Origin of the sequence: Plantibacter sp. H53 (genome assembly GCF_001650455.1) — a bacterium.
In the GTDB taxonomy this organism is placed as follows: domain Bacteria; phylum Actinomycetota; class Actinomycetes; order Actinomycetales; family Microbacteriaceae; genus Plantibacter; species Plantibacter flavus_A.
In genome coordinates, this window is the sequence record NZ_LWCT01000050.1 from 47626 (window position 1) to 72520 (window position 24895).

Consider the following 24895-nt stretch of genomic DNA (forward strand, 5'->3'; position numbering starts at 1 on the left):
TCTAAGATAACGACATGGTAACAACGCTCAGTCCGCAACGATTCGACGAGGTCGAAGAGGCGCTCAAGGACGTCATGGACCCCGAGCTCGGGGTGAACGTGGTCGACCTCGGTCTCATCTACGACCTGGGTTGGGATGACGAGAACGACGCGCTCATCATCCACATGACCCTGACCTCCGCCGGATGTCCGCTCACGGACGTCCTCGAGGAGCAGACGGGTCAAGCGCTCGACGGCATCGTCGACGCCTTCCGCATCAACTGGGTGTGGATGCCGCCGTGGGGCCCGGAGCGCGTCACGGACGACGGGCGCGACATGATGCGTGCCCTCGGCTTCTCGATCTGATCGATCCTCCACGACGACGGACGGCTGCAGTGCAGCCGTCCGTCGTCCTGTTCCCGGCAGCGTCGCCCGGCTGATCCCGGATAGGGTCGACGCATGACCGAGATCGTGTCCGCCGACCCCCTCGACGTCCTGCGCAGCCGGACGAGCGAGAAGTGGTCCGAGTACTCCGACGACGTCCTGCCCATGTTCGTGGCCGAGATGGACGTCCCGCTGGCACCCGTGGTCCGCGAGGTCCTGCACGCGGCCATCGACCGCGGCGACGCCGGGTACGTCGCGAGCCGCACACGGCTCCCACAGACGTTCGCCGACTTCGCAGCGCGACGCTGGGGTTGGGAGGTGGATCCCGGCTCCGTGTTCACCACCGCCGACGTCAGCATGGGCATCGTCGAGATCCTGCGTCGCGTCATCTCACCCGGCGAGGGCGTGGTGATCACCTCGCCGGTCTACCCGCCGTTCTTCGACCTCGTCACCGAGGCCGGGGGAGTCGTGGTGGACGTCCCCTTGCTCGGGTCCAGCCGCGCCGACGATCCCGCCGGAGGCTGGCGGCTCGACCTGGACGGTGTCGAAGCCGCGTTCCGCGACGGCGCGAAGGCCTTCCTGCTCTGCAACCCGCACAACCCGATCGGTCGGCCGCACACGATCGACGAACTGCGCTCGGTCGCCGCACTGGCAGCGCGCTACGGGGTCACGGTCGTGAGTGATGAGATCCACGCTCCGCTCACCCAACCGGGCGAGCGGTTCGTCCCCTATCTCAGCGTGTCCGACGAGGCCGCCGAACACGGGTACGCCGTCCTGTCGGCGAGCAAGGCCTGGAACCTCGCCGGCCTGAAGTGCGCGGTGATGGTCACCGCCGCACCCGGACCGCGGAGCGTGGTCGCGGGGATGCCGGTCGAGGTGTTCTGGCGGACGGGCCAGTTCGGTGTGCTGGCTTCGGTCGCCGCCTTCGAGGCGGGAGAGCCCTGGTTGGACGGGCTCCTCGCGTTGATCGACGGCAACCGGCGGCTGCTCGGTGAGCTGCTGGGTGCCGAGCTGCCCGAGGTCGGCTACCGACCGCCCGCCGCCGGGTACCTCGCTTGGCTGGACTGCACCGGGCTCGGTTGGACGGAGCCCCCGGCGCGGCGCATCCTGCGCGAAGCACGCGTGGCCCTGCAGGAGGGAGCCCCGTTCGGGCCCGGAGGCGTCGGCCACGCACGGCTCAACCTGGCCTGCTCGCCCGAGCTCCTCACCGAGGCGGTCGGACGGATCTCCGCCCTGCGTTGACGGACATCCGGCCGCGCCGGGACCCTGCCGGAACGGCCGCGGTGCTGAGCATCGGATTCACGATTTATACTGGGAGGCTGACCCCCACCCTCCGCGTTGTCGAAACGCACCCGAAGAAATGGACTATGCCTGTGCTGAGTGTGCACGACCTCGAGATCCGCGTGGGGGCACGCGTGCTCATGGAGCACGTGAACTTCCGCGTGTCCGCCGGCGACAAGATCGGCCTCGTCGGCCGTAACGGTGCCGGGAAGACGACCCTGACCAAGACGCTGGCGGGGGAGACCCTCCCGACGAACGGCAAGATCGATCGCGGTGGCGAGATCGGGTACCTGCCGCAGGACCCACGCTCCGGCAACCCGGAGGACCTCGCCCGCACCCGCATCCTCGATGCGCGTGGTCTCGGCCAGCTCGCACTCGGCATGCACGAGTCGAGCATGGCCATGGCGAGCGACGACCCGAAGGTGGCGGAAGCCGCCATGAAGAAGTACGGCAACCTCACCGACCGGTTCAACGCGCTCGGCGGGTACGCCGCGGAGGCCGAGGCGGCCTCGATCGCGTCGAACCTGAACCTGCCCGATCGCATCCTCGATCAGCAGCTGAAGACGCTGTCGGGCGGACAGCGCCGCCGCATCGAACTCGCGCGCATCCTCTTCTCCGACGCCGAGACGCTCATCCTCGACGAGCCGACCAACCACCTCGACGCCGACTCCGTCGTCTGGCTGCGTGAGTTCCTCAAGCAGTACAAGGGCGGGTTCATCGTGATCTCGCACGACATCGAGCTCGTCGGCGAGACCGTCAACCGGGTCTTCTACCTCGATGCGAACCGCACCGTCATCGACATCTACAACATGAACTGGAAGAACTACCAGCGTCAGCGCGAGGCCGACGAGGAGCGCCGGAAGAAGGAGCGCACCAACGTCGAGAAGAAGGCGACCGCGCTCCAGCTCCAGGCGGCCAAGTTCGGTGCGAAGGCCAGCAAGGCTGCTGCGGCCCACCAGATGGTGGCTCGCGCTGAACGGATGCTCTCCGGGCTCGAGGAGGTCCGCGCGCAAGACCGCGTGGCCAAGCTGCGGTTCCCGACCCCGGCGCCCTGTGGCCGGACGCCGCTCATGGCGAGCAACCTGTCGAAGAGCTACGGCTCGCTCGAGATCTTCACGGCCGTCGACCTCGCGATCGACCGTGGCTCGAAGGTCGTCATCCTCGGATTCAACGGTGCGGGCAAGACGACCCTGCTGCGGATCCTCGCCGGAGTGGACCAGCCCGACACCGGGCAGCTCGAGCCCGGGCACGGCCTGCGGATCGGCTACTACGCGCAGGAGCACGAGACGATCGACGTGAAGCGCAGCGTGCTCGAGAACATGGTCTCCTCGTCGCCGAACATCACCGAGATGGAAGCGCGCAAGGTCCTTGGCTCGTTCCTGTTCACCGGCGACGACTCCAACAAGCTCGCGGGCGTGCTGTCCGGTGGCGAGAAGACGAGACTCGCTCTCGCGATGATCGTCGTCTCGGGCGCGAACATGCTCCTCCTGGACGAACCGACCAACAACCTCGACCCGGCCAGCCGTCTGGAGATCCTCGACGCGCTCGCCCATTACGAGGGTGCCGTCGTGCTCGTGAGTCACGATGAGGGCGCCGTGGAGGCGCTCAACCCCGAGCGGGTGCTCATCCTGCCCGACGGCGTCGAGGACCACTGGAACAAGGACTACCAGGACCTCGTCAGCCTGGCCTAGCGCCAGCGGGCCAGCGCTCCCGGTCCGTGAGCATCACCGGCCGGGTACGCCCCGTCCGTCGACGGCTCGTCGCACTCGCGTCAGCGACTCGCTTCGAGGATCTCATCCTCGATGTCGGCGTCGGACCGTGCCTTCGCGGCGAGCCGTTCGGCGCGTGCAGCCGCACGCCGCTGTTCCTTCGGGTCGTCGGAGTTCAGGATGCGGTACTCCTGACGGATGGCATAGGCGAGGAAGATGAAGCCCATCAGCGCGAAGACCACCCATTGCAGCGCGTACGAGAGGTGCATCCCCTCGTTCGGCTCGGGCTTGATCGGACCGAGCGGCGCCGATTCGGCCGGCGCCGGGCTCTCCGAGAGGAGCATGCCGTACGCACCGGAGTAGAGGGTCTCGCCGCGGAGTTCGGCGATCTGCGGGAGGTTGATCGTGGCCACCTGCCCGTCGGCGGCCCCGCGGCCCGGGAGCGTCGGTTCGCCGGGTCGGATACGGACGACGACCGAGACCTCTCCGCTCGGAGGCGCCGGGACCGACTCGGGTGCTTCGAGTGAATCGTTCGCGGCGACCCAGCCACGGTCGACGATGAACACGTCTCCGTCGGCGAGTCGGAGCGGCGTGAGGACGTTGAAGCCGGCCTGGTTGTTCCTGGGACGGTTCCGCACCAGCAGCTGCTCGTCAGGCAGGTAGGTGCCACTCATCGACACCGGGTGCCATTCGTCGGCCACGCTGAACGAGTCGAGCGACGGCAGCGCTTCGTCGAGCGGGATCGGAGTCGCGTCCCAGTTGGTCTCGATGCGCTGGACCTCCTCCTCCTTCTCGCTCGCCCGAGCGAGCTGCCAGTTGGAGAGCAGGACGCACACGATCGCGAACACGATCGCGACGCCGAGGTAGCCGAGCCAACGGCGGCTGAAGGCGAACCGCCAACCCGCGCTCATGAGCCGACCGCCGATGTCAACGGACGCCGCTCAAGGGGGAAGGAGCGGGCTTCGAGGAAGGCCTCCAGGAAGTCGACGTGTTCGTCGCAGGCGGTCCAGACCTTCACGCGGTCCTCCGCGTGGATCTTCGGATTGCGCCACTCGATCCGCCAGCTCGCCGCCGCGCGGCAGCCGGCCCGGGAGCAGATCACGCCGTCGGGCTCGGCACCGAACCCGATCATGCCTGGTCGGTGGGACGAGGCGGAACCGAGTCGTCGACGATGATCGGCCGCTGGGACACGACGACACCGGTGGGGCGCTCGATGGCCCCCTGCGACGGCAGCGATCCGGCGTTCGCGATGATGACGGCGACGTACGGCAGGAAGATGGCACCGGCCGCGACCGCGAACATCCAACCGCCCTGGACGAACGGGAGCGCAGCGAGGCAAAGCAACCGGACACCCATGGTGATCGAGTACTTGATGAACCGCTGCCGGCGCTCCTGTTCGGGAGCCGGTGGGAGGGAGGTGATGCTCTGCTGCTTCATGCCACGACCAGCCTACGCGCTCGGCGGGTGGGCGAAGCCCCCAAATCACCGGGAGAACCGGAGGACCCCCATATGCTGGTACGGGTCCGCGGCCGGAACGCCGTGCGCCCCGACGGCCGCCGCACGAGTCGGCCGGTATCGCCGCAGGAGAGGAATCGACCATGACCGCACCACGCACCGTACTCGTCACCGGAGGCAACCGGGGGATCGGCTTCGCCATCGCCGAGGAGTTCGTCGCGCAGGGTCACCGCGTCGCCGTCACCGCTCGATCCGGCGAGGGCCCAGCGGGCACGTTGACGGTCCGCGCGGACGTCACCGATGCAGCCTCCGTCGACGCGGCGTTCAGCGAGATCGAGTCGGAGCTCGGGCCGGTCGAGGTGCTCGTCGCGAATGCGGGCATCACGAAGGACACCCTGCTCATGCGGATGAGCGAGGACGACTTCGACCAGGTGGTCGACACGAACCTCGGCGGCTCCTTCCGCGTCGTCAAGCGCGCGTCCAAGGGCATGCTCAAGGCACGCTTCGGACGCATCGTGCTCATCTCCAGCGTCGTGGGCCTCTACGGGTCGGCCGGTCAGGTCAACTACGCGGCCTCGAAGAGCGGCCTCATCGGCATGGCGCGGTCCATCACCCGCGAGCTCGGTGCACGTGGGATCACGGCGAACGTGATCGCCCCGGGGTTCATCGAGACCGACATGACCGCCGAACTGCCCGCCGAGACCCAGGCCGAGTACAAGAAGAGCATCCCGGCAGCGCGTTTCGCGAGTGCGAACGAGGTCGCGAAGGTCGTCACGTGGATCGCCGGTGACGACGCGGGGTACATCTCCGGCGCCGTGATCCCGGTCGACGGCGGCCTCGGCATGGGTCACTGACCCGGGCAGCACCGCACCGAGCAGAACCCGAACTCGGGCGCTGACCCCCGACGCGCGGATCAGAGCCCGAGGAGCGGGAGGACGCCGGCGAGGTCGACCCGCCCGGCGACGACGTCGGCATGGCGGCGGACGATCGGCTTCGCGTTGAACGCGACCGAGAGCCCGGCGACGGCCATCATCTCGAGGTCGTTGGCTCCGTCGCCGATCGCGATCGTCCGTGCCAACGGCACGCCGTCCTCGTCGGCCCACTCCTGCAGTGCGGCCGCCTTCGCCGCCGCGTCGATGATGGGACCGCTGAGACCTCCCGTCAACCGACCGTCGGCCGTCTCGAGGCGGTTCGCCCGCACATGGTCGAGGCCGAGTGCCTCGGCGAGCGGGTCGAGCAGTTCATGGAACCCGCCGGACACGACACCGATCCGTGACCCGTGCGCATGCAGCCGGCCGATCAGCGTCTCCAGGCCTGTCGTCGTCCGGATCCGTTCGGCGATCACCGGGATCCGGTCGACGGGCAGGCCCGCGAGCGTCGCGACCCGGGCCCGGAGGCTGTCGGCGAAGTCGAGGTCACCGCGCATGGCACGCTCGGTGATGGCGGCGACCTCGGGGAGGCTGCCGACCTCCTCGGCGAGGAGCTCGATCACCTCGTTCTCGATGAGCGTCGAGTCGGCGTCGAGGACCGCGAGGAACCGGACGCCTCGTCCGGCCTGTGGGGGGAGTGCTGCTTCTGGATCCGCCACTGCCGAACGCTCGGTACTCATGGAACGACGCGTACTCCCTTGCCAACCACGGTGAGACCGGATTCGGTGACGGTGAAGCCGCGAGCGCGGTCACGGTCGTGGTCGACACCGACGCTCGCGCCGGAGGTGACCACCACATCCTTGTCCAGGATAGCCCGCTTGACGACGGCGTCCGGTTCGATGTGGACCTTGTCGAACACGACCGAGTCGGAGACGTGGGCGCCGGATTCCACGAGCGCCCATGGCCCGAGGACACTGCGCTCGATGTGGGCACCGGACAGCAGCGAACCGAGGGAGACGATCGAGTCGATGGTCTGGCCGAGGTTGCCCTTCGCGTCCCGCACGAACTTCGCCGGCGGCGAGTTCAGCTGAGAACTGAAGATCGGCCAGTCCCGGTTGTACAGGTTGAAGATCGGGAGGGTCGAGATGAGGTCCTGGTGGGCTTCGTAGAACGACTCGATCGTCCCCACGTCGCGCCAGTAGTAGCGATCGCGATCCGTCGATCCGGGTACATCGTTCCGCTGGAGGTCGTAGACGCCCGCCTCGCCGCGATCGACGAAGTACGGGACGATGTCGCCACCCATGTCGTGGTTCGAGCTCGTCACCTCGCCGTCGTCGATGACCGCCTGCATGAGGGCGTCGGCGTCGAAGACGTAGTTGCCCATCGAGGCGAGCACTTCACCGGGGGAGTCGGGCAGGCCCGGCGCGTCGAGCGGCTTCTCGAGGAAGCGGGCGATGGTCGTCGGGTCGTCCGCGTCGACGTCGATGACGCCGAACTGGTCGGCGAGGGAGATGGGCTGACGGATCGCGGCGACCGTCGCCTTCTTGCCCGAGGCGATGTGCGCCTCGATCATCTGCGCGAAGTCCATGCGGTAGACGTGGTCGGCGCCGACGACCACGACGATGTCGGGCTTCTCGTCGCGGATCAGGTTGAGGCTCTGCAGGATCGCGTCGGCGGATCCGCTGAACCAGCGCTTCCCGAGACGCTGCTGCGCCGGCACGGACGCGACATAGGAGTCGAGCAGGCCGGACAACCGCCAGGTCTGCGAGACGTGGCGGTCGAGGCTGTGGGACTTGTACTGGGTGAGGACGACGATCTGGGTGAGTCCGGAGTTGATGAGGTTCGACAGCGCGAAATCGATCAGACGGTACTGCCCGCCGAACGGTACGGCCGGTTTCGCGCGGTCTGCGGTCAGCGGCATCAACCGCTTCCCTTCCCCACCAGCGAGGACGATTCCGAAGATCTTCTTTGAGGCGGCCATGGCTTCACAATAGATGCCGGACGAGACCTGTACTAGCGTCTAGACATGCGAGTTGATCTTGTGACAAAGGAGTACCCGCCGGAGATCTACGGCGGCGCAGGCGTCCACGTGTCGGAGCTGGTGAAATCCCTCCGTAGCGACATCGACGTGACCGTGCGCTGCTTCGGCGCTCCACGCGACGAGGCCGAAACCGTCGCCTACGGTGTCCCGGCCGAGCTCCAGGGGGCGAACGGCGCCCTCACGACACTCGGGACGGACCTCCTGATCGCCCAGGACGTCGCCGGAGCCGACCTCGTGCACTCGCACACCTGGTACGCGAACGGCGCCGGTCACCTCGCGTCGCTGCTGCACGGCATCCCGCACGTCGTGACCGCGCACAGTCTGGAGCCGCTCCGGCCGTGGAAGGCCGAGCAGCTCGGCGGCGGGTACCGCGTGTCCAGTTGGATCGAGCAGTCCGCCTACGAAGGCGCCGCGGCCGTCGTGGCGGTCAGCGACGGCATGCGCCGCGACATCCTGCGGTCGTACCCGAGCCTCGACCCGGCCAAGGTGCAGGTCATCTACAACGGCATCGACCTGACCGACTGGCAGCCACGCGTGGACGACGAGCTGCTGCGGTCGCTCGGCATCGACCCGTCCCGTCCCTCCGTCGTCTTCGTCGGTCGGATCACCCGTCAGAAGGGGCTGCCGTACCTGCTCCGCGCGGCCCGCCTGCTGCCGCCCGACGTGCAGCTCATCCTGTGCGCCGGCGCTCCCGACACCCCCGAGATCCTCACCGAGGTCAAGGGGCTCGTCGAGGAGCTGCAGCGCGAGCGCACCGGGGTCGTGTGGATCGAACGGCTGCTCCCGCGTCACGAGCTGTGCACCGTCCTCACCGCCGCCACGACCTTCGTGTGCCCGTCGATCTACGAGCCGCTCGGCATCGTCAACCTCGAGGCGATGGCCTGCGGTGCCGCCGTGGTCGGGACGGGGACCGGCGGCATCCCTGAGGTCGTGCAGGACGGTGTGACCGGGAGGATCGTCCCCCTCGCGCAGGCGTCCGACGGCACCGGCACCCCGCTCGACCCGGAGCGTTTCGTCGCCGACCTCGCCGCCACCCTCACCGAGGTCGTCCAGGATCCCGCCCAGGCGAGGGCCTACGGGGCCGCTGGTCGCCGACGCGCGGAGTCCGACTTCAGCTGGTCGCGCATCGCCACCCAGACGGCGGAGCTGTACCGCAGCCTGGTCTGAACCACCTGCGGACACCTCGGAGGACGGCGACGCGCGACGAGTCTTGGCGGATAGGCTAGGACCATGCCGAGCGTGTTGCAGTTCTCCGATGTGTCCGTCGTCCGCAATCTCAACCCCATCCTCGATGGCGTCGACTGGACGGTGACGGGCGACCAGCGATGGATCGTCCTCGGCCCGAACGGCGCAGGCAAGACGACGCTCCTGCAGCTCGCGGCGACGCTCATCCACCCCTCGAAGGGCACGGTCTCCGTGCTCGACGAGACGCTCGGCCGGGTCGACGTCTTCGAGCTGCGACCGCGCATCGGCTTCGCGTCCTCCGCCCTCGCGAAGCGGGTGCCGCCGGAGGAGACCGTCCTGGACGTCGTGCTCACGGCGGCCTACTCGGTCACCGGCCGCTGGGTCGAGCAGTACGAGGACATCGATGTGAAGCGGGCCTCGCGGGTCCTCGCCGAATGGAAGCTCGACCACCTCGCCGACCGCCGTTTCGGCACGCTCAGCGACGGCGAGCAGAAGCGCGTGCAGATCGCGCGGGCCATCATGACCGACCCCGAACTCCTCCTGCTCGACGAGCCGGCCGCGAGCCTCGACCTCGGCACGCGCGAGGAGCTCGTCGAGCTGCTCGGCGGCTACGCGAGCGCCGACGACTCACCGGCGATCATCATGGTGACCCACCACGTCGAGGAGATCCCCGTCGGCTTCACGCACGTCCTGCTCGTTCGCGACGGCGGCGTCGTCGCCGCCGGACCGATCGCCGAGACCCTCACGGCCGAGCACCTCAGTGAGACCTTCGACCTCCCGATCGAGCTGACCGAGGAGGACGGACGCTTCCACGCCCGCTCCGCCCGCGCCGGACGCTCGGCCGTCACACCTTCCTGACGGCCGCGCCTCGGCGGGTCGACCTCGGCAGGCGAGCAGACGCGCGCTGAGTCTGGTAAAGTCGACCTTTGGCTCGCGGAGCCAAGAGCTTTCTGCCTCGTGCCTGGAGTTCCGAGCGCGGGTACTACCCACACCATCCACTCAACAAGGACTGCTGATGAAATCTGACATCCACCCCACGTACGAAGCCGTCGTCTTCCGCGACCTCGCCTCCGGCGCGACGTTCCTTACGCGCTCGACGGTCTCGTCGGGCAAGACGATCGACCTCGACGGCGTCACCTACCCGGTGATCGACGTGGAGATCTCGTCCGAGTCGCACCCGTTCTACACGGGCAAGCAGCGCATCATGGACTCCGCCGGTCGCGTCGAGAAGTTCAACCAGCGCTTCAAGGGCTTCGGCAAGTAGTCCTTCCGCTGTCATACACGAACGCCCCGATCCTCGGATCGGGGCGTTCGTCGTCGTGGGGAGTCCGTGCGACTCAGATACCGATGGGCAGCTGGTCTGCTGGGACGATGACCGGCGTCTCGGGTCGAGCGGCAGGGCGTCCGGTGCGGATGGGCCAAGCGCCGTCGGCGACGAACTCGGGGTCGCGCACGCGGCGCATGTAGGACTGGAAGCTCTCCGCCTGCTCGACCGACCAGGTCCGCTGAGCCTCGTGCAGCTCGTCCACGCTCGTCGGCAACGCGTCGGCGTAGCGTCGGCCGATGGCCTGAGCGACGCGTCCGGCGGCGACGGCGTCCACGCCCGCGTCGTGCGCACCCTCCAGTGGAACGCCGTGCAGGGCGGCGACGACCTCGAGCGTCCGCTTGCCGCGGCGGAACGTGTCGAGCCGTCGGTCGAGGATCAGCGGGTCGACGACGGGGGACGGGGCGGTGATCGAGGTCACCCCGTGTCGCTCCGCCTCGAAGTGCAGGAGGGAGAAGTCGTAGGGCGCGTTGTAGGCGACCACCGGGGTCCGTGCGGCGAACAGTTCGGTGAGGACGGACACGATCTCTCCGACGACGGCCGGTGCCGGACGCCCCTCCGCCCGGGCACGCTCCGTCGTGACGCCGTGGATCTCGGCGGCGCGAGCGGGGATCTCGACCCCGGGGTCGGCCATCCACGACCACGAGCGTTCGACCGAACCGTCCGCGGCGATGACACCGACGAAGGCGGTCACGATGCGACTCGTCTCCACCTCGATGCCGGTCGTCTCGAGATCGAAGACCGCCAGGCGGTCCGTCCAGTGGGGGTTCGCGTCGACCGTGTTCACGCCTTCACCCTATGACGCACCTCCGACAGAGGCCTGTGCCACGCCGGGACGGCACGCTCCGCGTCGTCGGGTGAACGCGGAGCCGGACTCCCTAGACTGAGTGGATGCCCGTCGAATCACCGTACGCCGACCAGCTCGACCGCATCCCCGTCCGGGAGCGCTCGCTCATCGTGGACGGAGCCGAGACCCGGTTCTGGGACTACGGCGACCACGAGGCGTCGACGACGATCGTCATGGTGCACGGGTTCCGCGGCGACCACCACGGCCTCGAACCGGTCGTCGCGCAGCTCTCCGGATTCCGGATCATCGCTCCGGACCTCCCCGGCTTCGGCAGCTCCGCACCCTTCCCCGACGCCACCCACTCCGTCGAGGGGTACGCAGCCTGGCTGGGACGGTTCATCGAGGAGCTGCACCTGACCGGCCGGGTCGTCCTGCTCGGGCACTCGTTCGGCTCGATCGTGTCGAGCGCCGCCGTCGCCGGGGGACTCCGACCGGACGATCTCGTCCTCGTGAACCCGATCGCCGCCCCGGCGCTCCAGGGCCCTCGAGGTGTCCTGACGAGGCTCGCGGTCTTCTACTACTGGTCGTCCGCGAAGCTCCCGAAACGCCTGGGCTTCGCGTTCCTCCGCAACAAGGGTGTCGTCCGCATCATGAGCGTCGCGATGGCGAAGACGAAGGACCCGACGCTCCGTCGGTGGATCCACGCGCAGCACGACCAGTACTTCAGCGCCTTCGCCGACCGGGAGGTCGTCCTCGAGTCGTTCACCGCCTCGGTCAGCCACGACGTCAGCGAGTACGCCGACCGCATCCCCAGCCGCACGCTGCTCATCGCCGCCGAGCGCGACGACATCACGCCCGTGGCCGCGCAGTACGCGCTCGCGAAGCGGTTCGCCGACGCGCAGCTGCACGTCATCCCGGGCGTCGGACACCTCATCCACTACGAGGAGCCGCACGACGCGGCGCAACGCCTCACCGCGTTCCTCGCGGACGACCACACCGACGCCTGAGGCGTCAGGCGTCGGTCGCCTCCTGCGAGACGACGCTCGTGAACGCGGACGGGACCAGGCGAGCGGCGATCCCGGTGAGCGTCTCACTGGCACCCGCGTCGAGCTTCACGTCCGCACGGCCGTCCGCCTTCGTGACGCCACGGTTGATGACGACGATCGGCAACCGCTTCCGGCGGGCGAGTTCGAGGAGCCGGATGCCCGAGTTGACCACGAGCGACGACCCGGCGATCACGAGTGCGTCGGCGCCGCGCACGAGTGCCGCCGCCTCGGCGTACTTCTCCGTGGGGATGAACTCGCCGAAGAAGACCACGTCCGGCTTCAACATGCCACCGCAGACCGTGCACACGGGGACGACGATCTCGTCCACGCGCCCGACCTCGGCATCGCCGTCCGGGTTGATCGTCACGTCCGTCTCGGTGTCGAGCCAGGGGTTCAGCGACGTCATGCGCTCCGCGATGCTCGACCTGGCGTAGCTCTGCCCACAGGAGAGACAGCTGACGCGGTCCATCGACCCGTGCAGGTCGACGACGCGGCGCGAGCCGGCCCTGACGTGGAGGCCGTCGACGTTCTGCGTGATGACGCCGTCGGCGATGCCGGCCTCCTCGAGGAGCGCGATCGCCCGGTGGCCGGCGTTCGGTCGAGCGCCGTCGAACCGCTTCCACCCGAGGTGGCTGCCGGCCCAGTAGCGTTTGCGCGCGGCGTCGTCGTTGGACAGGAACTGGTCGACCGTCATGGGGGTCCGCACCGGAGCGCCCTGGCCCCGATAGTCGGGGATGCCGGAGTCCGTGCTGACGCCGGCCCCGGTGAGGAAGGCGACGCGTCGGTCCGCGAGCAGCTCGATCGCCCGTTCGAGCCCGGCCTCGGCCGTCTCGTCAGCGGGATCCCCTGCTGCGATCAGCGTGCTCATGCCTGCTCCGTCCATCCGTCGGCGATGATCGGAGTGCTCCGGGCCATCGCTTCCCCTGAGTCTAAACGGCCTCGTTTTCGATCGTGTTCCCACTCTGGCAAGGTGGAGGTCGAACATCGCGTCGAGAGGACGTCTCCCATGCAGGTCATCCGGATCACCGATCTCGACGACGGACGACTCGACGACTACGCGCGGCTGACGGACGTCGCCCTCCGCCGGGTGTCCGAACCCGCGGGTGGCCTGTACATCGCCGAGTCCACGAAGGTCATGGAACGTGCGCTGCGCGCCGGGCACCGACCGCGATCGGTCCTGCTGCAGGAGAAGTGGCTCGACGACGTCTCGCCACTCCTCGAGGACCACGACGTCCCGGTCTTCGTCGGCGAGCCCGCACTCCTGGAGCAGCTGACGGGCTTCCACCTGCACCGGGGAGCGCTCGCGGCGATGCACCGCCCACCGCTCGCCGACCCCGCCGAACTCCTCGCCGACGCCCGCCGGGTGGTCATCCTCGAAGACATCGTCGACCACACCAACGTCGGCGCCATCTTCCGCTCCGTCGCCGGCCTCGGTGCCGACGCGGTCCTGATCACCCCGCGCTGCGCCGACCCGCTGTACCGTCGAAGCGTCCGCGTCAGCATGGGCACGGTCCTGCAGGTGCCGTGGACCCGCCTGCCGGAATGGGATGTCGCATCCGACGTCCTGCGGGATGCCGGCTTCGAGACGGCCGCCCTCGCTCTGGCCGACGACGCCGTGGACCTCGACACCTATGCTCGGACCGCCCCGGAACGGCTCGCCATCGTGCTCGGCGCTGAAGGTGACGGTCTGAGCGCCTCGGCCCTCGCCGCCGCCGACACGATCGTGACCATCCCGATGCTCCACGGCGTCGACTCGCTGAACGTCGCGTCGGCCAGTGCCGTCGCCCTCTGGGAGCTCCGGGTCCGCTGACCACGGTCCAACGCTGCTCGAAGACCACCGGCACGGCGGCAGGTCGCGACAGGGGACGCGCAGGAGCGCCGGGTAGCATGACCGGGTGCCACTCACGAGACGACAGATCTATCGCCGCCGCCGTCTCGCCGTCTTCGGCGTCCTCGCCCTCCTGATCGGCCTGTTCGGGTACAGCGCAGGCGCGCTGCTCCGACCGGTCCCGGCCGCGGCTGCGACGCTCGAAGCCGGCGACGCCCTCACGACCTCGCTCGTCCAGCAGACCACACCGGTCGCCTGGCCCGGATTCGGGCGGGGCGCCCTCGGTGCCGTCGGGTTCGACGGCGTCCTGAGTTCGAGTGGCGAACAGACGCCGTTCCCCATCGCGAGCATCACGAAGACGATCACCTCCCTCGTCGTGCTGGAGGCCAAGCCGCTCGCCGCGGGCGACCAGGGGCCGTCCATCACGCTGACCGACGCCGACGTCGGGTTCTACTACGACACCATCGCGGAGAACGGTTCAGCGGCACCCGTCGTCGCCGGGTCGGTGTTCACCCAGCGGCAGATGCTCGAAGCGCTCCTCCTCCCGTCGGCGAACAACTACAGCATCTCGCTCGCCGTCTGGGCCTTCGGTTCGGTCGACGCGTACCTCGACGCGGCGCGCGCCTGGCTCGACGCACACGGGCTGACCGGCACGACCGTCACGAACACGAGCGGCCTGGGCGAGACGAATGTCAGCACCCCGAGCGACCTCGTGACCATCGGTAAGCTCGTGCTCGCCGACCCGGTACTCTCGTCGATCGTCAAGGAGCCCACGGCGGTACTGCCCGCCATCGGCGAGGTCGAGAACACGAACGCCCTCCTCGGTCAGTACGGGGTGACCGGCATGAAGACGGGGACCGACGACGCCTCGGGCGCCTGCCTGCTGTTCTCCGCGGACCTCCAGGTGGCGGGGCGGACGGTGACCGTCGTCGGCGTCATCCTCGGTGCCGACGACCACACCGTGCTCAACGAGGCCGTGGTCTCCCTGTTGCAGAGCGTGCCGGCCGGATTCCACCAGGTCCAGCTCGCCACCGCCGGGCAATCGGTCGGCTCCTACTCGACCGCGTGGGACGAGGCGGCGAAGGTCGTCGTGGCGTCCGACGCCTCCGTGCTGGTCTGGCAGGACACCCCGATCACCGTCGAGAGCCGCGCCAGAGCCATCGAGGCGGGTGCCGCCGGTTCGACGGTCGGGAAGCTCAGCTACACCGTGGGTGCCGGCGCGGAGGGCGGTGCGGCGACGATCGACGTCCCGCTGGCTCTCGACGCGGACATCGCCCCGGTCACGCCCTGGTGGCGCCTGACCAACCCGTGACCGCGCCAGACGCCGGAGCCCGGGTGGTCGGCCGGATGGTCAGACGTCGAGTTCCTGGTCCTGGGCTGCAACCGTCAGGAACGGACCGGCGATCGGTCGCTTGGCGGTGATGTGGTCGCCGGACGACTGGTGCCGCACCCGGCGGAGCACCCAGGGCACGAGGTACTCCCGCGCCCAGGCGAGGTCCTCGGTCCGGGCCTGACGCCAACGCCGCACGGGGAGCGGCTCCGGCTGCAGCGGCTTGAGGTCGTTCTCCACGTTCAGCGCGTGGAGGACGAGACGGGCGACCTCGTGATGGCCGAGCGCGTTCAGATGCAGCCGGTCCGGGGCCCACATCCGCGGATCCTGGATCGCCTGGAGCGACCACTGATCGGCGATGATGCAGTCGTGTCGGGCAGCGATGGCCCGCAGGTTCTCGTTGTAGATCGCGACCTTGCCGCGGATGCTCCGGAACACGGGGGAGAAGCCGACGTCCACGCCGGTGAACAGCACGACCGTCGCTCCGTCGCTCCGGAGCCGGATGATCGCCTGCTCGAGTCGTCTGGCGATGTCATCGGGGTCGGTGCCGGGCCGGATCACGTCGTTGCCGCCCGCGGAGATCGTGATGAGGTCCGGGTGCAGCTCCAGGGCCGGCTCCACCTGGTCGTCGAGGATCTGCTGTGCGAGCTTGCCGCGCACCGCGAGGTTGGCGTAGGCGAAGTCCGAGTTCTGCGCGGCCAACACCTCGGCGACCCGATCGGCCCACCCGCGGTGCCCGCCCGGCGCACCCGGCTCGGGATCGCCGATCCCCTCGGTGAACGAGTCGCCGATCGCGACGTACCGCGACCAGGGATGGTGCTGTTCGGTCATGGGTGGTTCCTCCTGCTGTGCATCCGGAACCTCCAGCGTACGCCCGCCCCTCGGCTGGCGGATCAGTCGCGAGTCGGACATCCGGACGGCTGTCGAGGCCGCACGCGATGGTCGGCGGTGTCGGTTCGGCCGGGTACAGTGGTCTCCAGTGAACGCGGAAATCTCTTCGACCCAGCACCTGGGCGGGTCCGCAGCCGAACACCTCTCACCGGCCTTCCCGGAACGCGCAGCGTGGGGCACGGCGAGCAAGCTTCGAGCCTGGCAGGCCGAGGCGCTCGAGCAGTACTTCACCACCGAACCCCGTGACTTCCTCGCGGCGGCGACACCGGGCGCAGGCAAGACGACGTTCGCGCTGCGGCTCGCCTCCGAACTCCTCCATCGCGGCACGATCGACCGCATCACGGTCGTCGCCCCGACCGACCACCTGAAGCGTCAGTGGGCCGAGGCCGCGAGCCGGGTCGGCATCCGCCTCGACCCGAACTTCGCGAACCGCGACCAGGTCTTCGGCCGCCACTACCACGGCGTCGCCGTCACCTATGCCCAGGTGGCGGCGAACCCGCCCGTCCATCAGCGCACGACCGATTCGGGTCGCACCCTCGTCATCCTCGACGAGGTCCACCACGGCGGCGACGCCTTGAGCTGGGGCGACGGCATCCACGAGGCGTTCTCGCGGGCGACCCGCCGGCTGTCCCTGACCGGGACCCCGTTCCGGTCAGACACGGCGCCGATCCCGTTCGTGGTCTACCAGCCTGATCACCAGGGCATCCGGACCTCCGTCACCGACTACAACTACGGATACGGTCGCGCGCTCCAGGACGGGGTCGTCCGTCCGGTGCTCTTCATGGTCTACGCCGGCCACATGCGCTGGCGGACCAAGGCCGGCGACGAGATGGAGGCCCGCCTCGGCGAGGGCAACACGAAGGACATCACCTCCGCCGCCTGGCGCACCGCACTCGACCCGCAGGGCGACTGGATCCCGGCGGTCCTGAAGTCCGCCGACCTCCGGCTGTCCGAGGTCCGTCAGGCGGTCCCGGACGCCGGGGGACTCGTGATCGCCACCGACCAGACGACCGCCCGAGCCTACGCGGCCATCCTGCACGAGCTGACGGGGGAGCAGCCCACCGTCGTCCTCTCCGACGAGAAGGAGGCCAGCGACCGGATCGCCGACTTCTCGGGCAACACCAAGCGCTGGATGGTCGCGGTCCGCATGGTGTCGGAAGGCGTGGACGTCCCACGACTCGCCGTCGGCGTCTACGCGACGTCGTCCGCCACGCCACTGTTCTTCGCGCAGGCGATCGGGCGATTCGTCCGGGCCAGACGACGCGGCGAGATCGCGAGCATCTTCCTCCCGAACGTGCCGAACCTGATGGCCCTCGCGGAGAAACTCGAGCTCGAACGCGACCACGCACTCGACCGCCCGAGCGATCCGGACGCGGAGGGCGACCTCTTCAATCCGGAGGACGCGATGATGGCGGCCGCGGAGCGCGAGGACAAGGCTTCCGATTCACTCCTCGAGGAGTTCACCTGGCAGGCCGTCTCCTCGGACGCGCACTTCGACCGGGTCGTGTTCGACGGCGACGAGTTCGGCGAGCTCGCCCAGCCCGGCACCGAGGAGGAGTTCGACTTCATCGGGTTCCCCGGGCTCCTCGAACCTGAACAGGTGCACGAGTTGCTCGTGCAACGCCAGAGCCGGCAGGCCAAGCGCGGGGCGTTCGTCGACAAGAACGCAGCCTCGCCGAGTCCGCAGGCGGACATCCCCGCTCCGCTCTACCGCACACTCAAGGAACAGCGCCAGGTGCTCAACACCCTGGTCGGTCTCTACGCGAAGCACACGAAGGAGCCGCACGGACTCGTGCACGCCGAACTGCGACGCGTCTGCGGCGGACCCGCGGTGGCACAGGCGAGCGTGACCCAGCTACAGGCCCGCATCGATCTGCTCCGTCGGCGCCTGGGTCACGGGCACTGAGGCAGCGCCTCTCGGCGCGCGTTCTCCTGCTTCGCGGTCGGAAGACCGGAGCCACCCTTCGACAGGCTCAGGGACCGGCGGAGCAAGCCTCAGGGACCGGCGGAGCAATGCTCAGGGACCGGCGGAGCTGCGCCAGATTCCGCTCGAGCCGAAGATGATCTCGGGTGTCGGCGTGTCGTGGAGTGCGGCGGGAAAACAAGAACGGCCGGAGCTTTCGCTCCGGCCGTTCGCCGTCTCAACACGGTGTGCGCGAAGGGGGACTTGAACCCCCACGCCCGTAAGGGCACTAGCACCTCAAGCTAGCGCGTCTGCCATTTCCGCCACCCGCGCGTGTTGTGATCGTGTCCGGCTTTCGCTGGGCACGAGAAGAAACTCTAGCACGGATTTCGACAGCCGTTCACCACCTCGTACCGCCGGAGGATCTGCTCGACGCCCTCCGGCCGTGCGTCGGCCGTGCGATCGGGGGAGAGGTGCAGCGGTCAGGGCCGACGGGTACCGTGGAGCCATGACCTCCGGCTCAGACGCATCCGACCTGACACTCGACGAGACCACGCGGATCGCGCGGGACCTCATCCGCATGGACACGACGAACTACGGCGAGGGCCGCTCCAACGGCGAGACGGAGGCCGCCGAGTACGTCGAGGCGTACCTCCGCGACCTCGGTCTGGAGCCGGAGCTGATCGACGCCGCTCCGGGCCGGACCAGCGTGGTCGCACGGGTCGCCGGTGCGAACCCCGAGAAGCCGGCGCTCGTCGTGCACGGGCACCTCGACGTGGTGCCCGCCGATCCTGCGAACTGGTCGGTGGACCCCTTCGGCGGCGAGATCAAGGACGGCCTGCTGTGGGGACGCGGGGCCGTCGACATGAAGAACATGGACGCGATGATCCTCGCGTCGCTCCGCGAGATCCTCGGCAGCGGCCGTCGGCCGGAACGCGACCTCGTGGTCGCGATGTTCTCGGACGAGGAGAACGGCGGCGTGTTCGGCTCCCACCACCTCGTGACCGAACGACCGGAGCTCTTCGCCGGCGCGACCGAGGCGATCAGCGAGGTCGGCGGGTACTCGATCACCTTCGGCGGACGCCGCTCCTACCTCCTCCAGACCTCGGAGAAGGCCCTCGTCTGGATCAAACTGGTCGCGACCGGACGGGCGGCCCACGGATCCCGCTACGTGCAGGACAACGCCGTCACCCGCCTCGCGGAAGCGGTGGCGGCCATCGGACGCACCGAGTGGCCCGTCCGACTCACCGACACCACCGAGCAGCTGCTCCGTGAGATCGCCTCCATCCTCGGCACCACGCCCGAACGGCTCGGCCCGGACGAGCTCGCCCTCGCGACGGGTACGGCCTCCGGCTTCATCCAGGCCTCGCTCCGCACGACGAGCAACCCGACCCTGCTGCAGGCCGGATACAAGCACAACGTGATCCCCGATCGCGCCGAGGCGCTCGTCGACATCCGCACCCTGCCCGGCGAGGAGGACGCCGTGCTCGCGCGCGTCGCGGAGATCGTCGGCGAGGACATCGAGATCGTCGTCATGCACCGCGACATCGGCCTCGAGACCCCGTTCTCGGGTCCGCTCGTCGACGCGGTCGTCGAGACCCTCGGGCGCCATGACCCCGGCGCCCCGGTGCTCCCGTACATGCTCTCCGGCGGTACCGACAACAAGGCGCTGTCACTCCTCGGGATCACCGGGTACGGCTTCGCTCCGCTGCGGCTGCCGGAACACCTGGACTTCCCCGCGATGTTCCACGGAGTCGACGAGCGTGTGCCGCTCGACGCGCTAGGGTTTGGCAAGCAGGTCCTCACGGACCTCCTCCTCGACTACTGACTTCCCACGATCCGTCTCCGCACCCTCCGAGCCGCGAGACGCTCCAGGAGCCGCCCCGCCGACGACTGCCGGATCCGGCCGAACACCAGCCATCCGGCTGCAGAAAGGTGCCCTGTGGACCTCATCAACGCCATCATCCTCGGACTCGTCCAGGGACTCACCGAGTTCCTCCCGATCTCGTCGAGCGCACACCTGCGCATCCTCGGCGAGTTCCTCCCCGGAGCGAAGGACCCTGGCGCGGCGTTCACGGCGATCACCCAGATCGGTACCGAGGCCGCCGTCGTGGTGTTCTTCTGGCGCGACATCGTCCGCATCATCTCGTCCTGGTGCAAAGCCCTCGTCGGCAAGATCCCGAGGGATGACGCCGACGCCCGCATGGGGTGGCTGATCATCATCGGCAGCCTCCCCATCGTCGTGCTCGGCCTGTTGTTCCAGGACGAGATCGAGACGACCTTCCGGTCGCTGTGGATCGTCGCGATCATGCTCATCGTGTTCGGCATCCTGCTCGGTGTCGCCGACGCGGTCGGTGCGAAGAAGCGACGTCTGAAGAGCCTGACCTACCGCGACGGCGCGATCTTCGGAGGCGCCCAGGCCCTCGCTCTCATCCCCGGCGTCTCCCGCTCCGGCGGCACGATCACCGCCGGACTGTTCATGGGCTACGAGCGCCGTGCTGCGGCGCGGTACGCCTTCCTGCTCGCGATCCCCGCGGTGTTCGGCAGCGGCTTCTACCAGGTCGTCAAGAGCATCGGCGAGCCGAGCCCGTACGGACCGGTCGAGACGCTCGTCGCCACCGTCATCGCGTTCGTCGTCGGCCTCGCGGTCATCGCGTTCTTCATGAGTTACATCTCGAAGCGCAGCTTCCTGCCCTTCGTCGTCTACCGCATCGTGCTCGGCGTCGTCCTGCTGGTGCTGCTCGGCACGGGCGTGATCAACGCGTGAGGGCCTGGTCCGCCCCGGTCGTCCCGAAGCTGCCCGGCTCCGGCGCGGCCCCGTGTCTCTGGGACACCCCGAGCGCCGGGCTCATCGAAGCCTCCGCCGAACGCACGGCGCGGTTGTACGTCTGCGGCATCACGCCATACGACGCGACCCACCTCGGCCACGCGTCGAGCTACCTCGCCTACGACACCCTGCAGCGCGTCTGGCTGGACGCCGGCTACGAGGTGCACTACGCCCAGAACGTCACCGATGTGGACGACCCGCTGCTCGAGCGGGCCACCGCGACCGGCGTCGACTGGGTCGAACTCGCAGCGAGCCAGGTCGAACTCTTCCGGAGCGACATGGAACGCCTCAGCATCCTCCCACCCGAAGACTACGTCGCGGTCACCGAGGTCATCGGACCGATCGCCGACGCCGTCGCGCTCCTGATCGAACGCGGTGTCGCCTACACGGTCGACACCCCGGACAGTGCCGCCGGAGACGACGTCTACTTCGACGTGCGCGCCGCGGCCGACGACGTCTGGCACCTCGGTGCGGAGAGTGGGCTCGACGAGGCCACGATGGCCGCGTTCTTCGCCGAGCGCGGGGGAGACCCCGACCGCGCCGGGAAACGCGACGCCTTCGATCCGCTGCTCTGGCGGGCGGCGCGCGACGGCGAGCCGAGCTGGGAGTCACCCGTCGGCCGAGGGCGTCCCGGTTGGCACATCGAGTGCTCGGTCATCGCCCTCCAGCATCTCGGATCGGACTTCACGGTCCAAGGCGGCGGCTCCGACCTCGTCTTCCCACACCACGACCTGAGCGCCGGGCACGCCGCGGCGCTGTCCGGTCGTCCACTCGCCAAGGTCTTCAGCCACGCCGGCATGGTCGCCTACGAGGGCACGAAGATGTCGAAGTCCCTCGGCAACCTCGTCCTCGTCTCGCGCCTGGCCGCCGACGGAGCAGACCCCTCGGCCATCCGACTCGCGATCCTCGCGAACCACTACCGCAGCGACTGGGAGTGGCACGACGAGCACCTCGTCCTGGCCGATCGTCGGCTCAAGACCTGGCGTTCGGCCTTCGCGACGGACGCCGCGAGTGGAGCGTCCGCCGTCGAGCTGCTGCAGGCGATGCGGGTCCGACTGGCGGACGACCTCGACACCCCGGGTGCCATCGCACTCGTCGACGCCGCAGCGACGACCGGCGTCGACGACGCCGACCTCGCGCGGTCGGCCGTCGACGCGCTCCTCGGCGTGCGCTGAGCAGGACGGCGGCTCACCGGAGTCACCCCACCGCGATGGGACCGGGCTACTCGCGGTCCTTCCGCCAGGGCTCGTCGCCCTTGCCCTCGTCCCGACGGAGGTACCGCTCGAACTCCTTGGCGATGGCCTCGCCGCTCGCCTCGGGCGACTCGACGGTGTCGCGCGCCTGCTCCAGCTGCTGGATGTAGGCGGCCATGTCCTCGTCTTCGGCGGCGAGCGTGTCGATCCCGCTCTGCCACTCACCGGACTCCTCGACGAGGGCTCCGCGGGGGATGACGACGTCGATGAGTTCCTCGAGCTTGTCGATCAGCGCCAACACGGCTTTGGGGGAGGGCGCGCTGTGCACGTAGTGGGGGACCGAGGCCCAGACCGACAGACTCTGGACGCCCTGCCGCTCGGCGGCGTCGGCCAGCACGCTGAGGATGCCGACCGGTCCTTCGTAGGTGCTGCGTTCGAGCTGCAGCGCCTGCCGCAGCTCAGCGTTCTCGCTCGAGGCGAAGACCGAGATCGGTCGCGTGTGCGGGACGTCGGCGAGCATCGCACCGAGCATCACCATGCCGGTGATGCGCTGCTCGGTGATCACGGCGAGGATCTCGTCGACGAACGCCTTCCATCCGCGCGACGGCTCGGCACCGAGCAGCACGTAGACGTTGTCGCCGCCGCCCTCGCTGACGCGGAGCGCGGCGTCCTCCGCCAAGGGGGTCGCGGGCTTCGCCGCCTCGGGGTCGGGCCCCGAGATCGTGGTACCGGGCCAGGTCAGGGACCGTTTGCCGTCCTCGTCGACGCCGACCGTCGGCCGGTTGAACTGGTAGTCGTAGTAGGGCTCCGGGTCGATCTCGAGCAGCGGGCGGAGGGCGAGCGAGTCGCGAAGCACGCGCACCGCGCCGCTCGCCGCCTCGCCGGCGTCGTTCCAACCCTCGAACGCCACGACGAGCAGGCGACCGCCCAGCGGCTCCTTGGTGTCTTCCGTCACGTCTCACTCCTCGGTGCACGGGGACCTTCCGCGACCATCCATCCAGGATAGGCGCTTCAGCACCCGGTAGCATGGCACCCCGTGACCACTCTCCTCCCTGCCGCAGTCCTCTGGGACATGGACGGCACCGTCGTCGACACCGAGCCCTACTGGATGGAGGCCGAGACCGAGCTGGTCGCGGCCCACGGCGGCACCTGGACCCATGAGGACGGCCTCCTGCTCGTCGGGAACGGCCTCTGGGACTCCGCCGCCGTCCTCCAGGGCCGCGGCGTCGCGCTGGACGCGGACACGATCGTCACCCACCTCACGGACCACGTCCGGCGCCTCATCCAGGAACGCGGCGTCCCGTTCCGTCCCGGTGCCCAGGAGCTGCTCCGCGAGCTCCGGGAGGCCGGCGTGCCGACGGCGCTCGTCACCATGTCGATCCGGTCCATGGCCGAGGACATCGCAGGCGGCATCCCGTTCGACGCGTTCGACCTCATCGTCGCCGGCGACGAGGTCGAGCAGCCCAAGCCCCATCCTGACCCCTACCTCAGGGCCGCAGCGGCACTCGGGGTCGACCCGCGCGAGTGCATCGCGATCGAGGACTCCGCCACCGGTCTCGCGTCCGCGCTCGCGGCGGGGACCATCGCCGTGTCCGTGCCGCACATCGTGCCGATCCCCGAGGGACCGCACCACACCACCTGGGACACCCTCGCCGGGCGCTCCGTCGCCGACCTCGCCGAGCTTCGCTCGGCCGCGAGCGGCACCACCCACCACCCCGAGACAGAGGCAGCACAGCGATGAGCGCGAACCACCAGCCGGCGAACAGCGGCCCCTTCCGCGAGGGCGACCGCGTGCAGCTGACCGGACCGAAGGGGCGGAAGAACACCGTCACGCTGGAGGCCGGCAAGGTCTTCCACACGCACCGCGGGATGATCGAGCACACCTCGATCATCGGCCTGCCGGACGGCAGCGTCGTCGCCAACACCGAGGGCATCGAGCACCTCGCGCTCCGGCCGCTGCTGGTCGACTTCGTGATGTCGATGCCTCGTGGTGCCGCCATCATCTACCCGAAGGACGCGGCCGAGATCATCGGACAGGCGGACATCTTCCCCGGCGCGACGGTCGTCGAGGCCGGTGTCGGTTCCGGCGCGCTCTCCCTCTGGCTCCTCCGGGCCATCGGGCCGTCGGGCAGACTGGCCTCCTTCGAGCGTCGGGACGAGTTCGCCGACGTCGCGCGAGGCAACGTCGCGACCTTCTTCGGCTACGACCCGCAGAACTGGTCGGTCACGGTCGGCGACCTCCAGGAGACCCTGCCCGACACGATGCCCGCGGAGTCCGTCGACCGCGTGGTGCTCGACATGCTCGCACCATGGGAGTGCCTCGACGTCGCCTGGGAGGCGCTGAAGCCCGGCGGAGTGATCCTCTGCTACGTCGCCACCGTCACCCAGCTGTCCCGGGTCGCCGAGGCGATCCGGGGGACGGGCGGCTTCACGAACCCGCAGTCGAACGAGACGATGATGCGCGGGTGGCACGTCGAGGGGCTCGCCGTGCGACCGGACCACCGGATGATCGGGCACACGGGCTTCCTCATCACCGCACGGAAGCTCGCGCCAGGCACGGTCCTGCCCGAGCTCAAGCGGCGCGCCTCGAAGAGCGACTTCAGCGCCGAGGACGTCGAGCTGTGGACGCCGGGCGCCCTCGGGGAACGCTCCGCGAGCGCGAAGATCCTGCGGAAGCGCGCGAGGAGCGCCGGGGCGAGTGCCGAGCTGTCCCGTGCGCGGGGCCTCGACGGCGACAGCGCTGGGGCCGACGGGTCGATCGAACCGTCCGCCGATGAGTCACCTCTCGGCGACGATCGTTGACCCGGGTTCACGTCGACTAAACTGTGCGACGGCGACCTGCCGTCCCACCCGTACCACCGAAA

25 protein-coding genes and 1 tRNA gene are annotated in these 24895 nt (G+C 69.3%); 16 read left to right on the forward strand and 10 right to left on the reverse strand.

All coding sequences use genetic code 11. From position 1 onward, the window contains the following. Nucleotides 1–14: 14 nt before the first annotated feature. The 3 genes from A4X17_RS17510 (at nucleotide 15) to abc-f (ending at nucleotide 3334) form a co-directional block, all read left to right on the forward strand. A complete protein-coding gene (locus tag A4X17_RS17510; RefSeq protein WP_064296939.1) occupies nucleotides 15–344 on the forward strand; it encodes a metal-sulfur cluster assembly factor in 330 nt (109 codons plus the stop codon). 93 nt (nucleotides 345–437) lie between these two features. Next, entirely contained in the window at nucleotides 438–1604 is a 1167-nt protein-coding gene (locus A4X17_RS17515; protein WP_064296940.1) for a MalY/PatB family protein, read from the forward strand. A 131-nt stretch (nucleotides 1605–1735) separates the two neighbouring features. Then, nucleotides 1736–3334: a ribosomal protection-like ABC-F family protein gene (abc-f, locus tag A4X17_RS17520; protein ID WP_056005615.1), complete on the forward strand. Its 1599-nt coding sequence runs from the start codon at nucleotides 1736–1738 to the stop codon at nucleotides 3332–3334. Nucleotides 3335–3414: 80 nt separating this feature from the next. Here abc-f and A4X17_RS17525 read toward each other — a convergent pair whose 3' ends face one another. Genes A4X17_RS17525 through A4X17_RS17535 form a run of 3 tightly spaced genes read right to left on the reverse strand, consistent with a single transcriptional unit; the run spans nucleotide 3415 to nucleotide 4789 of the window. Beyond that, complete coding sequence (locus A4X17_RS17525; RefSeq protein ID WP_064296941.1) at nucleotides 3415–4263, reverse strand: SURF1 family protein; 849 nt, start codon at nucleotides 4261–4263, stop codon at nucleotides 3415–3417. Beyond that, a complete protein-coding gene (locus tag A4X17_RS17530; protein WP_064296942.1) occupies nucleotides 4260–4484 on the reverse strand; it encodes a hypothetical protein in 225 nt (74 codons plus the stop codon). Before A4X17_RS17530 ends, A4X17_RS17525 begins: the two co-directional genes overlap by 4 nt. After that, a complete protein-coding gene (locus tag A4X17_RS17535) occupies nucleotides 4481–4789 on the reverse strand; it encodes a DUF3099 domain-containing protein (RefSeq protein WP_064296943.1) in 309 nt (102 codons plus the stop codon). The genes A4X17_RS17530 and A4X17_RS17535 overlap by 4 nt, the downstream gene beginning before the upstream one ends. A 161-nt stretch (nucleotides 4790–4950) precedes the next feature. Between A4X17_RS17535 and fabG the strand changes: the two genes are divergently transcribed. Further along, nucleotides 4951–5661: a 3-oxoacyl-ACP reductase FabG gene (gene fabG, locus A4X17_RS17540; RefSeq protein ID WP_064296944.1), complete on the forward strand. Its 711-nt coding sequence runs from the start codon at nucleotides 4951–4953 to the stop codon at nucleotides 5659–5661. A 59-nt stretch (nucleotides 5662–5720) separates the two neighbouring features. Here the strand turns inward: fabG and serB are convergent, their stop codons facing one another. After that, nucleotides 5721–6395, reverse strand: a complete 675-nt coding sequence (serB, locus tag A4X17_RS17545) for a phosphoserine phosphatase SerB (protein WP_064296945.1) — start codon at nucleotides 6393–6395, stop codon at nucleotides 5721–5723. 17 nt (nucleotides 6396–6412) lie between these two features. Then, on the reverse strand, nucleotides 6413–7657 hold the full coding sequence (locus tag A4X17_RS17550) for a glucose-1-phosphate adenylyltransferase (protein WP_064296946.1): 1245 nt from the start codon (nucleotides 7655–7657) through the stop codon (nucleotides 6413–6415). Between the two features lie 45 nt (nucleotides 7658–7702). On the opposite strand from A4X17_RS17550, the gene glgA reads away from it, so the two are divergent. The 3 genes from glgA to A4X17_RS17565 all read left to right on the forward strand — a co-directional run bounded on the left by glgA (nucleotide 7703) and on the right by A4X17_RS17565 (nucleotide 10166). Beyond that, a complete protein-coding gene (gene glgA, locus A4X17_RS17555; RefSeq protein WP_064296947.1) occupies nucleotides 7703–8884 on the forward strand; it encodes a glycogen synthase in 1182 nt (393 codons plus the stop codon). 63 nt (nucleotides 8885–8947) lie between these two features. Then, nucleotides 8948–9760 (forward strand): ABC transporter ATP-binding protein, encoded by an 813-nt coding sequence (locus A4X17_RS17560; RefSeq protein WP_064296948.1) that lies wholly within the window; start codon nucleotides 8948–8950, stop codon nucleotides 9758–9760. A gap of 157 nt (nucleotides 9761–9917) precedes the next feature. Next, nucleotides 9918–10166: a type B 50S ribosomal protein L31 gene (locus A4X17_RS17565; protein ID WP_056005588.1), complete on the forward strand. Its 249-nt coding sequence runs from the start codon at nucleotides 9918–9920 to the stop codon at nucleotides 10164–10166. A gap of 73 nt (nucleotides 10167–10239) precedes the next feature. On the opposite strand, the gene A4X17_RS17570 is transcribed toward A4X17_RS17565, so the two are convergent. Continuing rightward, nucleotides 10240–11013, reverse strand: coding sequence for a 3'-5' exonuclease (locus A4X17_RS17570; protein WP_064296949.1), 774 nt, complete (start codon nucleotides 11011–11013; stop codon nucleotides 10240–10242). Between the two features lie 104 nt (nucleotides 11014–11117). Here A4X17_RS17570 and A4X17_RS17575 point away from each other — a divergent pair, with 104 nt between their 5' ends. After that, the gene (locus A4X17_RS17575; protein WP_064296950.1) at nucleotides 11118–12020 is read left to right on the forward strand and encodes an alpha/beta fold hydrolase; all 903 of its coding nucleotides are present in this window, start codon (nucleotides 11118–11120) and stop codon (nucleotides 12018–12020) included. 4 nt (nucleotides 12021–12024) lie between these two features. Here A4X17_RS17575 and A4X17_RS17580 read toward each other — a convergent pair whose 3' ends face one another. Further along, nucleotides 12025–12927 carry a Sir2 family NAD-dependent protein deacetylase gene (locus A4X17_RS17580; RefSeq protein WP_064296951.1) on the reverse strand — a complete coding sequence of 301 codons (903 nt, stop codon included), beginning with the start codon at nucleotides 12925–12927 and terminating at the stop codon, nucleotides 12025–12027. Between the two features lie 138 nt (nucleotides 12928–13065). Between A4X17_RS17580 and A4X17_RS17585 the strand changes: the two genes are divergently transcribed. Both A4X17_RS17585 and A4X17_RS17590 read left to right on the forward strand, forming a co-directional pair. Next, complete coding sequence (locus A4X17_RS17585; protein WP_064296952.1) at nucleotides 13066–13869, forward strand: RNA methyltransferase; 804 nt, start codon at nucleotides 13066–13068, stop codon at nucleotides 13867–13869. 85 nt (nucleotides 13870–13954) lie between these two features. Further along, nucleotides 13955–15199 carry a D-alanyl-D-alanine carboxypeptidase family protein gene (locus A4X17_RS17590; protein ID WP_153303434.1) on the forward strand — a complete coding sequence of 415 codons (1245 nt, stop codon included), beginning with the start codon at nucleotides 13955–13957 and terminating at the stop codon, nucleotides 15197–15199. A 39-nt stretch (nucleotides 15200–15238) separates the two neighbouring features. On the opposite strand, the gene A4X17_RS17595 is transcribed toward A4X17_RS17590, so the two are convergent. Next, nucleotides 15239–16048: an SGNH/GDSL hydrolase family protein gene (locus A4X17_RS17595; protein WP_064296953.1), complete on the reverse strand. Its 810-nt coding sequence runs from the start codon at nucleotides 16046–16048 to the stop codon at nucleotides 15239–15241. Nucleotides 16049–16196: 148 nt separating this feature from the next. Here A4X17_RS17595 and A4X17_RS17600 point away from each other — a divergent pair, with 148 nt between their 5' ends. After that, entirely contained in the window at nucleotides 16197–18014 is a 1818-nt protein-coding gene (locus tag A4X17_RS17600; protein WP_064296954.1) for a DEAD/DEAH box helicase, read from the forward strand. A gap of 246 nt (nucleotides 18015–18260) precedes the next feature. Here A4X17_RS17600 and A4X17_RS17605 read toward each other — a convergent pair. Then, nucleotides 18261–18344: transfer RNA gene (locus A4X17_RS17605), tRNA-Leu, on the reverse strand. A gap of 175 nt (nucleotides 18345–18519) precedes the next feature. Between A4X17_RS17605 and A4X17_RS17610 the strand changes: the two genes are divergently transcribed. The 3 genes from A4X17_RS17610 (at nucleotide 18520) to mshC (ending at nucleotide 22013) form a co-directional block, all read left to right on the forward strand. Beyond that, entirely contained in the window at nucleotides 18520–19839 is a 1320-nt protein-coding gene (locus tag A4X17_RS17610) for a M20/M25/M40 family metallo-hydrolase (protein WP_064296955.1), read from the forward strand. A gap of 114 nt (nucleotides 19840–19953) precedes the next feature. Beyond that, nucleotides 19954–20778 carry an undecaprenyl-diphosphate phosphatase gene (locus A4X17_RS17615; RefSeq protein WP_064296956.1) on the forward strand — a complete coding sequence of 275 codons (825 nt, stop codon included), beginning with the start codon at nucleotides 19954–19956 and terminating at the stop codon, nucleotides 20776–20778. Beyond that, nucleotides 20775–22013 carry a cysteine--1-D-myo-inosityl 2-amino-2-deoxy-alpha-D-glucopyranoside ligase gene (mshC, locus tag A4X17_RS17620; protein WP_064296957.1) on the forward strand — a complete coding sequence of 413 codons (1239 nt, stop codon included), beginning with the start codon at nucleotides 20775–20777 and terminating at the stop codon, nucleotides 22011–22013. The genes A4X17_RS17615 and mshC overlap by 4 nt, the downstream gene beginning before the upstream one ends. Nucleotides 22014–22059: 46 nt before the next feature. On the opposite strand, the gene A4X17_RS17625 is transcribed toward mshC, so the two are convergent. Then, nucleotides 22060–22986: a PAC2 family protein gene (locus A4X17_RS17625; protein WP_064296958.1), complete on the reverse strand. Its 927-nt coding sequence runs from the start codon at nucleotides 22984–22986 to the stop codon at nucleotides 22060–22062. Between the two features lie 81 nt (nucleotides 22987–23067). On the opposite strand from A4X17_RS17625, the gene A4X17_RS17630 reads away from it, so the two are divergent. Beyond that, a complete protein-coding gene (locus tag A4X17_RS17630; RefSeq protein WP_231884430.1) occupies nucleotides 23068–23772 on the forward strand; it encodes an HAD family phosphatase in 705 nt (234 codons plus the stop codon). Then, entirely contained in the window at nucleotides 23769–24833 is a 1065-nt protein-coding gene (locus A4X17_RS17635; RefSeq protein WP_064296959.1) for a tRNA (adenine-N1)-methyltransferase, read from the forward strand. Before A4X17_RS17630 ends, A4X17_RS17635 begins: the two co-directional genes overlap by 4 nt. The last annotated feature ends 62 nt before the right edge of the window (nucleotides 24834–24895 follow it).

What these genes read in the sequence shown, in the direction of transcription:
- A4X17_RS17510 (WP_064296939.1), top strand. Translation starts at nt 15, where the DNA reads ATGGTAACAACGCTCAGTCCGCAACGATTCGACGAGGTCGAAGAGGCG.
- A4X17_RS17515 (WP_064296940.1), top strand. Translation starts at nt 438, where the DNA reads ATGACCGAGATCGTGTCCGCCGACCCCCTCGACGTCCTGCGCAGCCGG.
- A4X17_RS17525 (WP_064296941.1), bottom strand. Translation starts at nt 4,263, where the DNA reads ATGAGCGCGGGTTGGCGGTTCGCCTTCAGCCGCCGTTGGCTCGGCTAC.
- A4X17_RS17530 (WP_064296942.1), bottom strand. Translation starts at nt 4,484, where the DNA reads ATGATCGGGTTCGGTGCCGAGCCCGACGGCGTGATCTGCTCCCGGGCC.
- A4X17_RS17535 (WP_064296943.1), bottom strand. Translation starts at nt 4,789, where the DNA reads ATGAAGCAGCAGAGCATCACCTCCCTCCCACCGGCTCCCGAACAGGAG.
- fabG (WP_064296944.1), top strand. Translation starts at nt 4,951, where the DNA reads ATGACCGCACCACGCACCGTACTCGTCACCGGAGGCAACCGGGGGATC.
- A4X17_RS17550 (WP_064296946.1), bottom strand. Translation starts at nt 7,657, where the DNA reads ATGGCCGCCTCAAAGAAGATCTTCGGAATCGTCCTCGCTGGTGGGGAA.
- glgA (WP_064296947.1), top strand. Translation starts at nt 7,703, where the DNA reads ATGCGAGTTGATCTTGTGACAAAGGAGTACCCGCCGGAGATCTACGGC.
- A4X17_RS17560 (WP_064296948.1), top strand. Translation starts at nt 8,948, where the DNA reads ATGCCGAGCGTGTTGCAGTTCTCCGATGTGTCCGTCGTCCGCAATCTC.
- A4X17_RS17565 (WP_056005588.1), top strand. Translation starts at nt 9,918, where the DNA reads ATGAAATCTGACATCCACCCCACGTACGAAGCCGTCGTCTTCCGCGAC.
- A4X17_RS17575 (WP_064296950.1), top strand. Translation starts at nt 11,118, where the DNA reads ATGCCCGTCGAATCACCGTACGCCGACCAGCTCGACCGCATCCCCGTC.
- A4X17_RS17580 (WP_064296951.1), bottom strand. Translation starts at nt 12,927, where the DNA reads ATGAGCACGCTGATCGCAGCAGGGGATCCCGCTGACGAGACGGCCGAG.
- A4X17_RS17585 (WP_064296952.1), top strand. Translation starts at nt 13,066, where the DNA reads ATGCAGGTCATCCGGATCACCGATCTCGACGACGGACGACTCGACGAC.
- A4X17_RS17595 (WP_064296953.1), bottom strand. Translation starts at nt 16,048, where the DNA reads ATGACCGAACAGCACCATCCCTGGTCGCGGTACGTCGCGATCGGCGAC.
- A4X17_RS17610 (WP_064296955.1), top strand. Translation starts at nt 18,520, where the DNA reads ATGACCTCCGGCTCAGACGCATCCGACCTGACACTCGACGAGACCACG.
- A4X17_RS17635 (WP_064296959.1), top strand. Translation starts at nt 23,769, where the DNA reads ATGAGCGCGAACCACCAGCCGGCGAACAGCGGCCCCTTCCGCGAGGGC.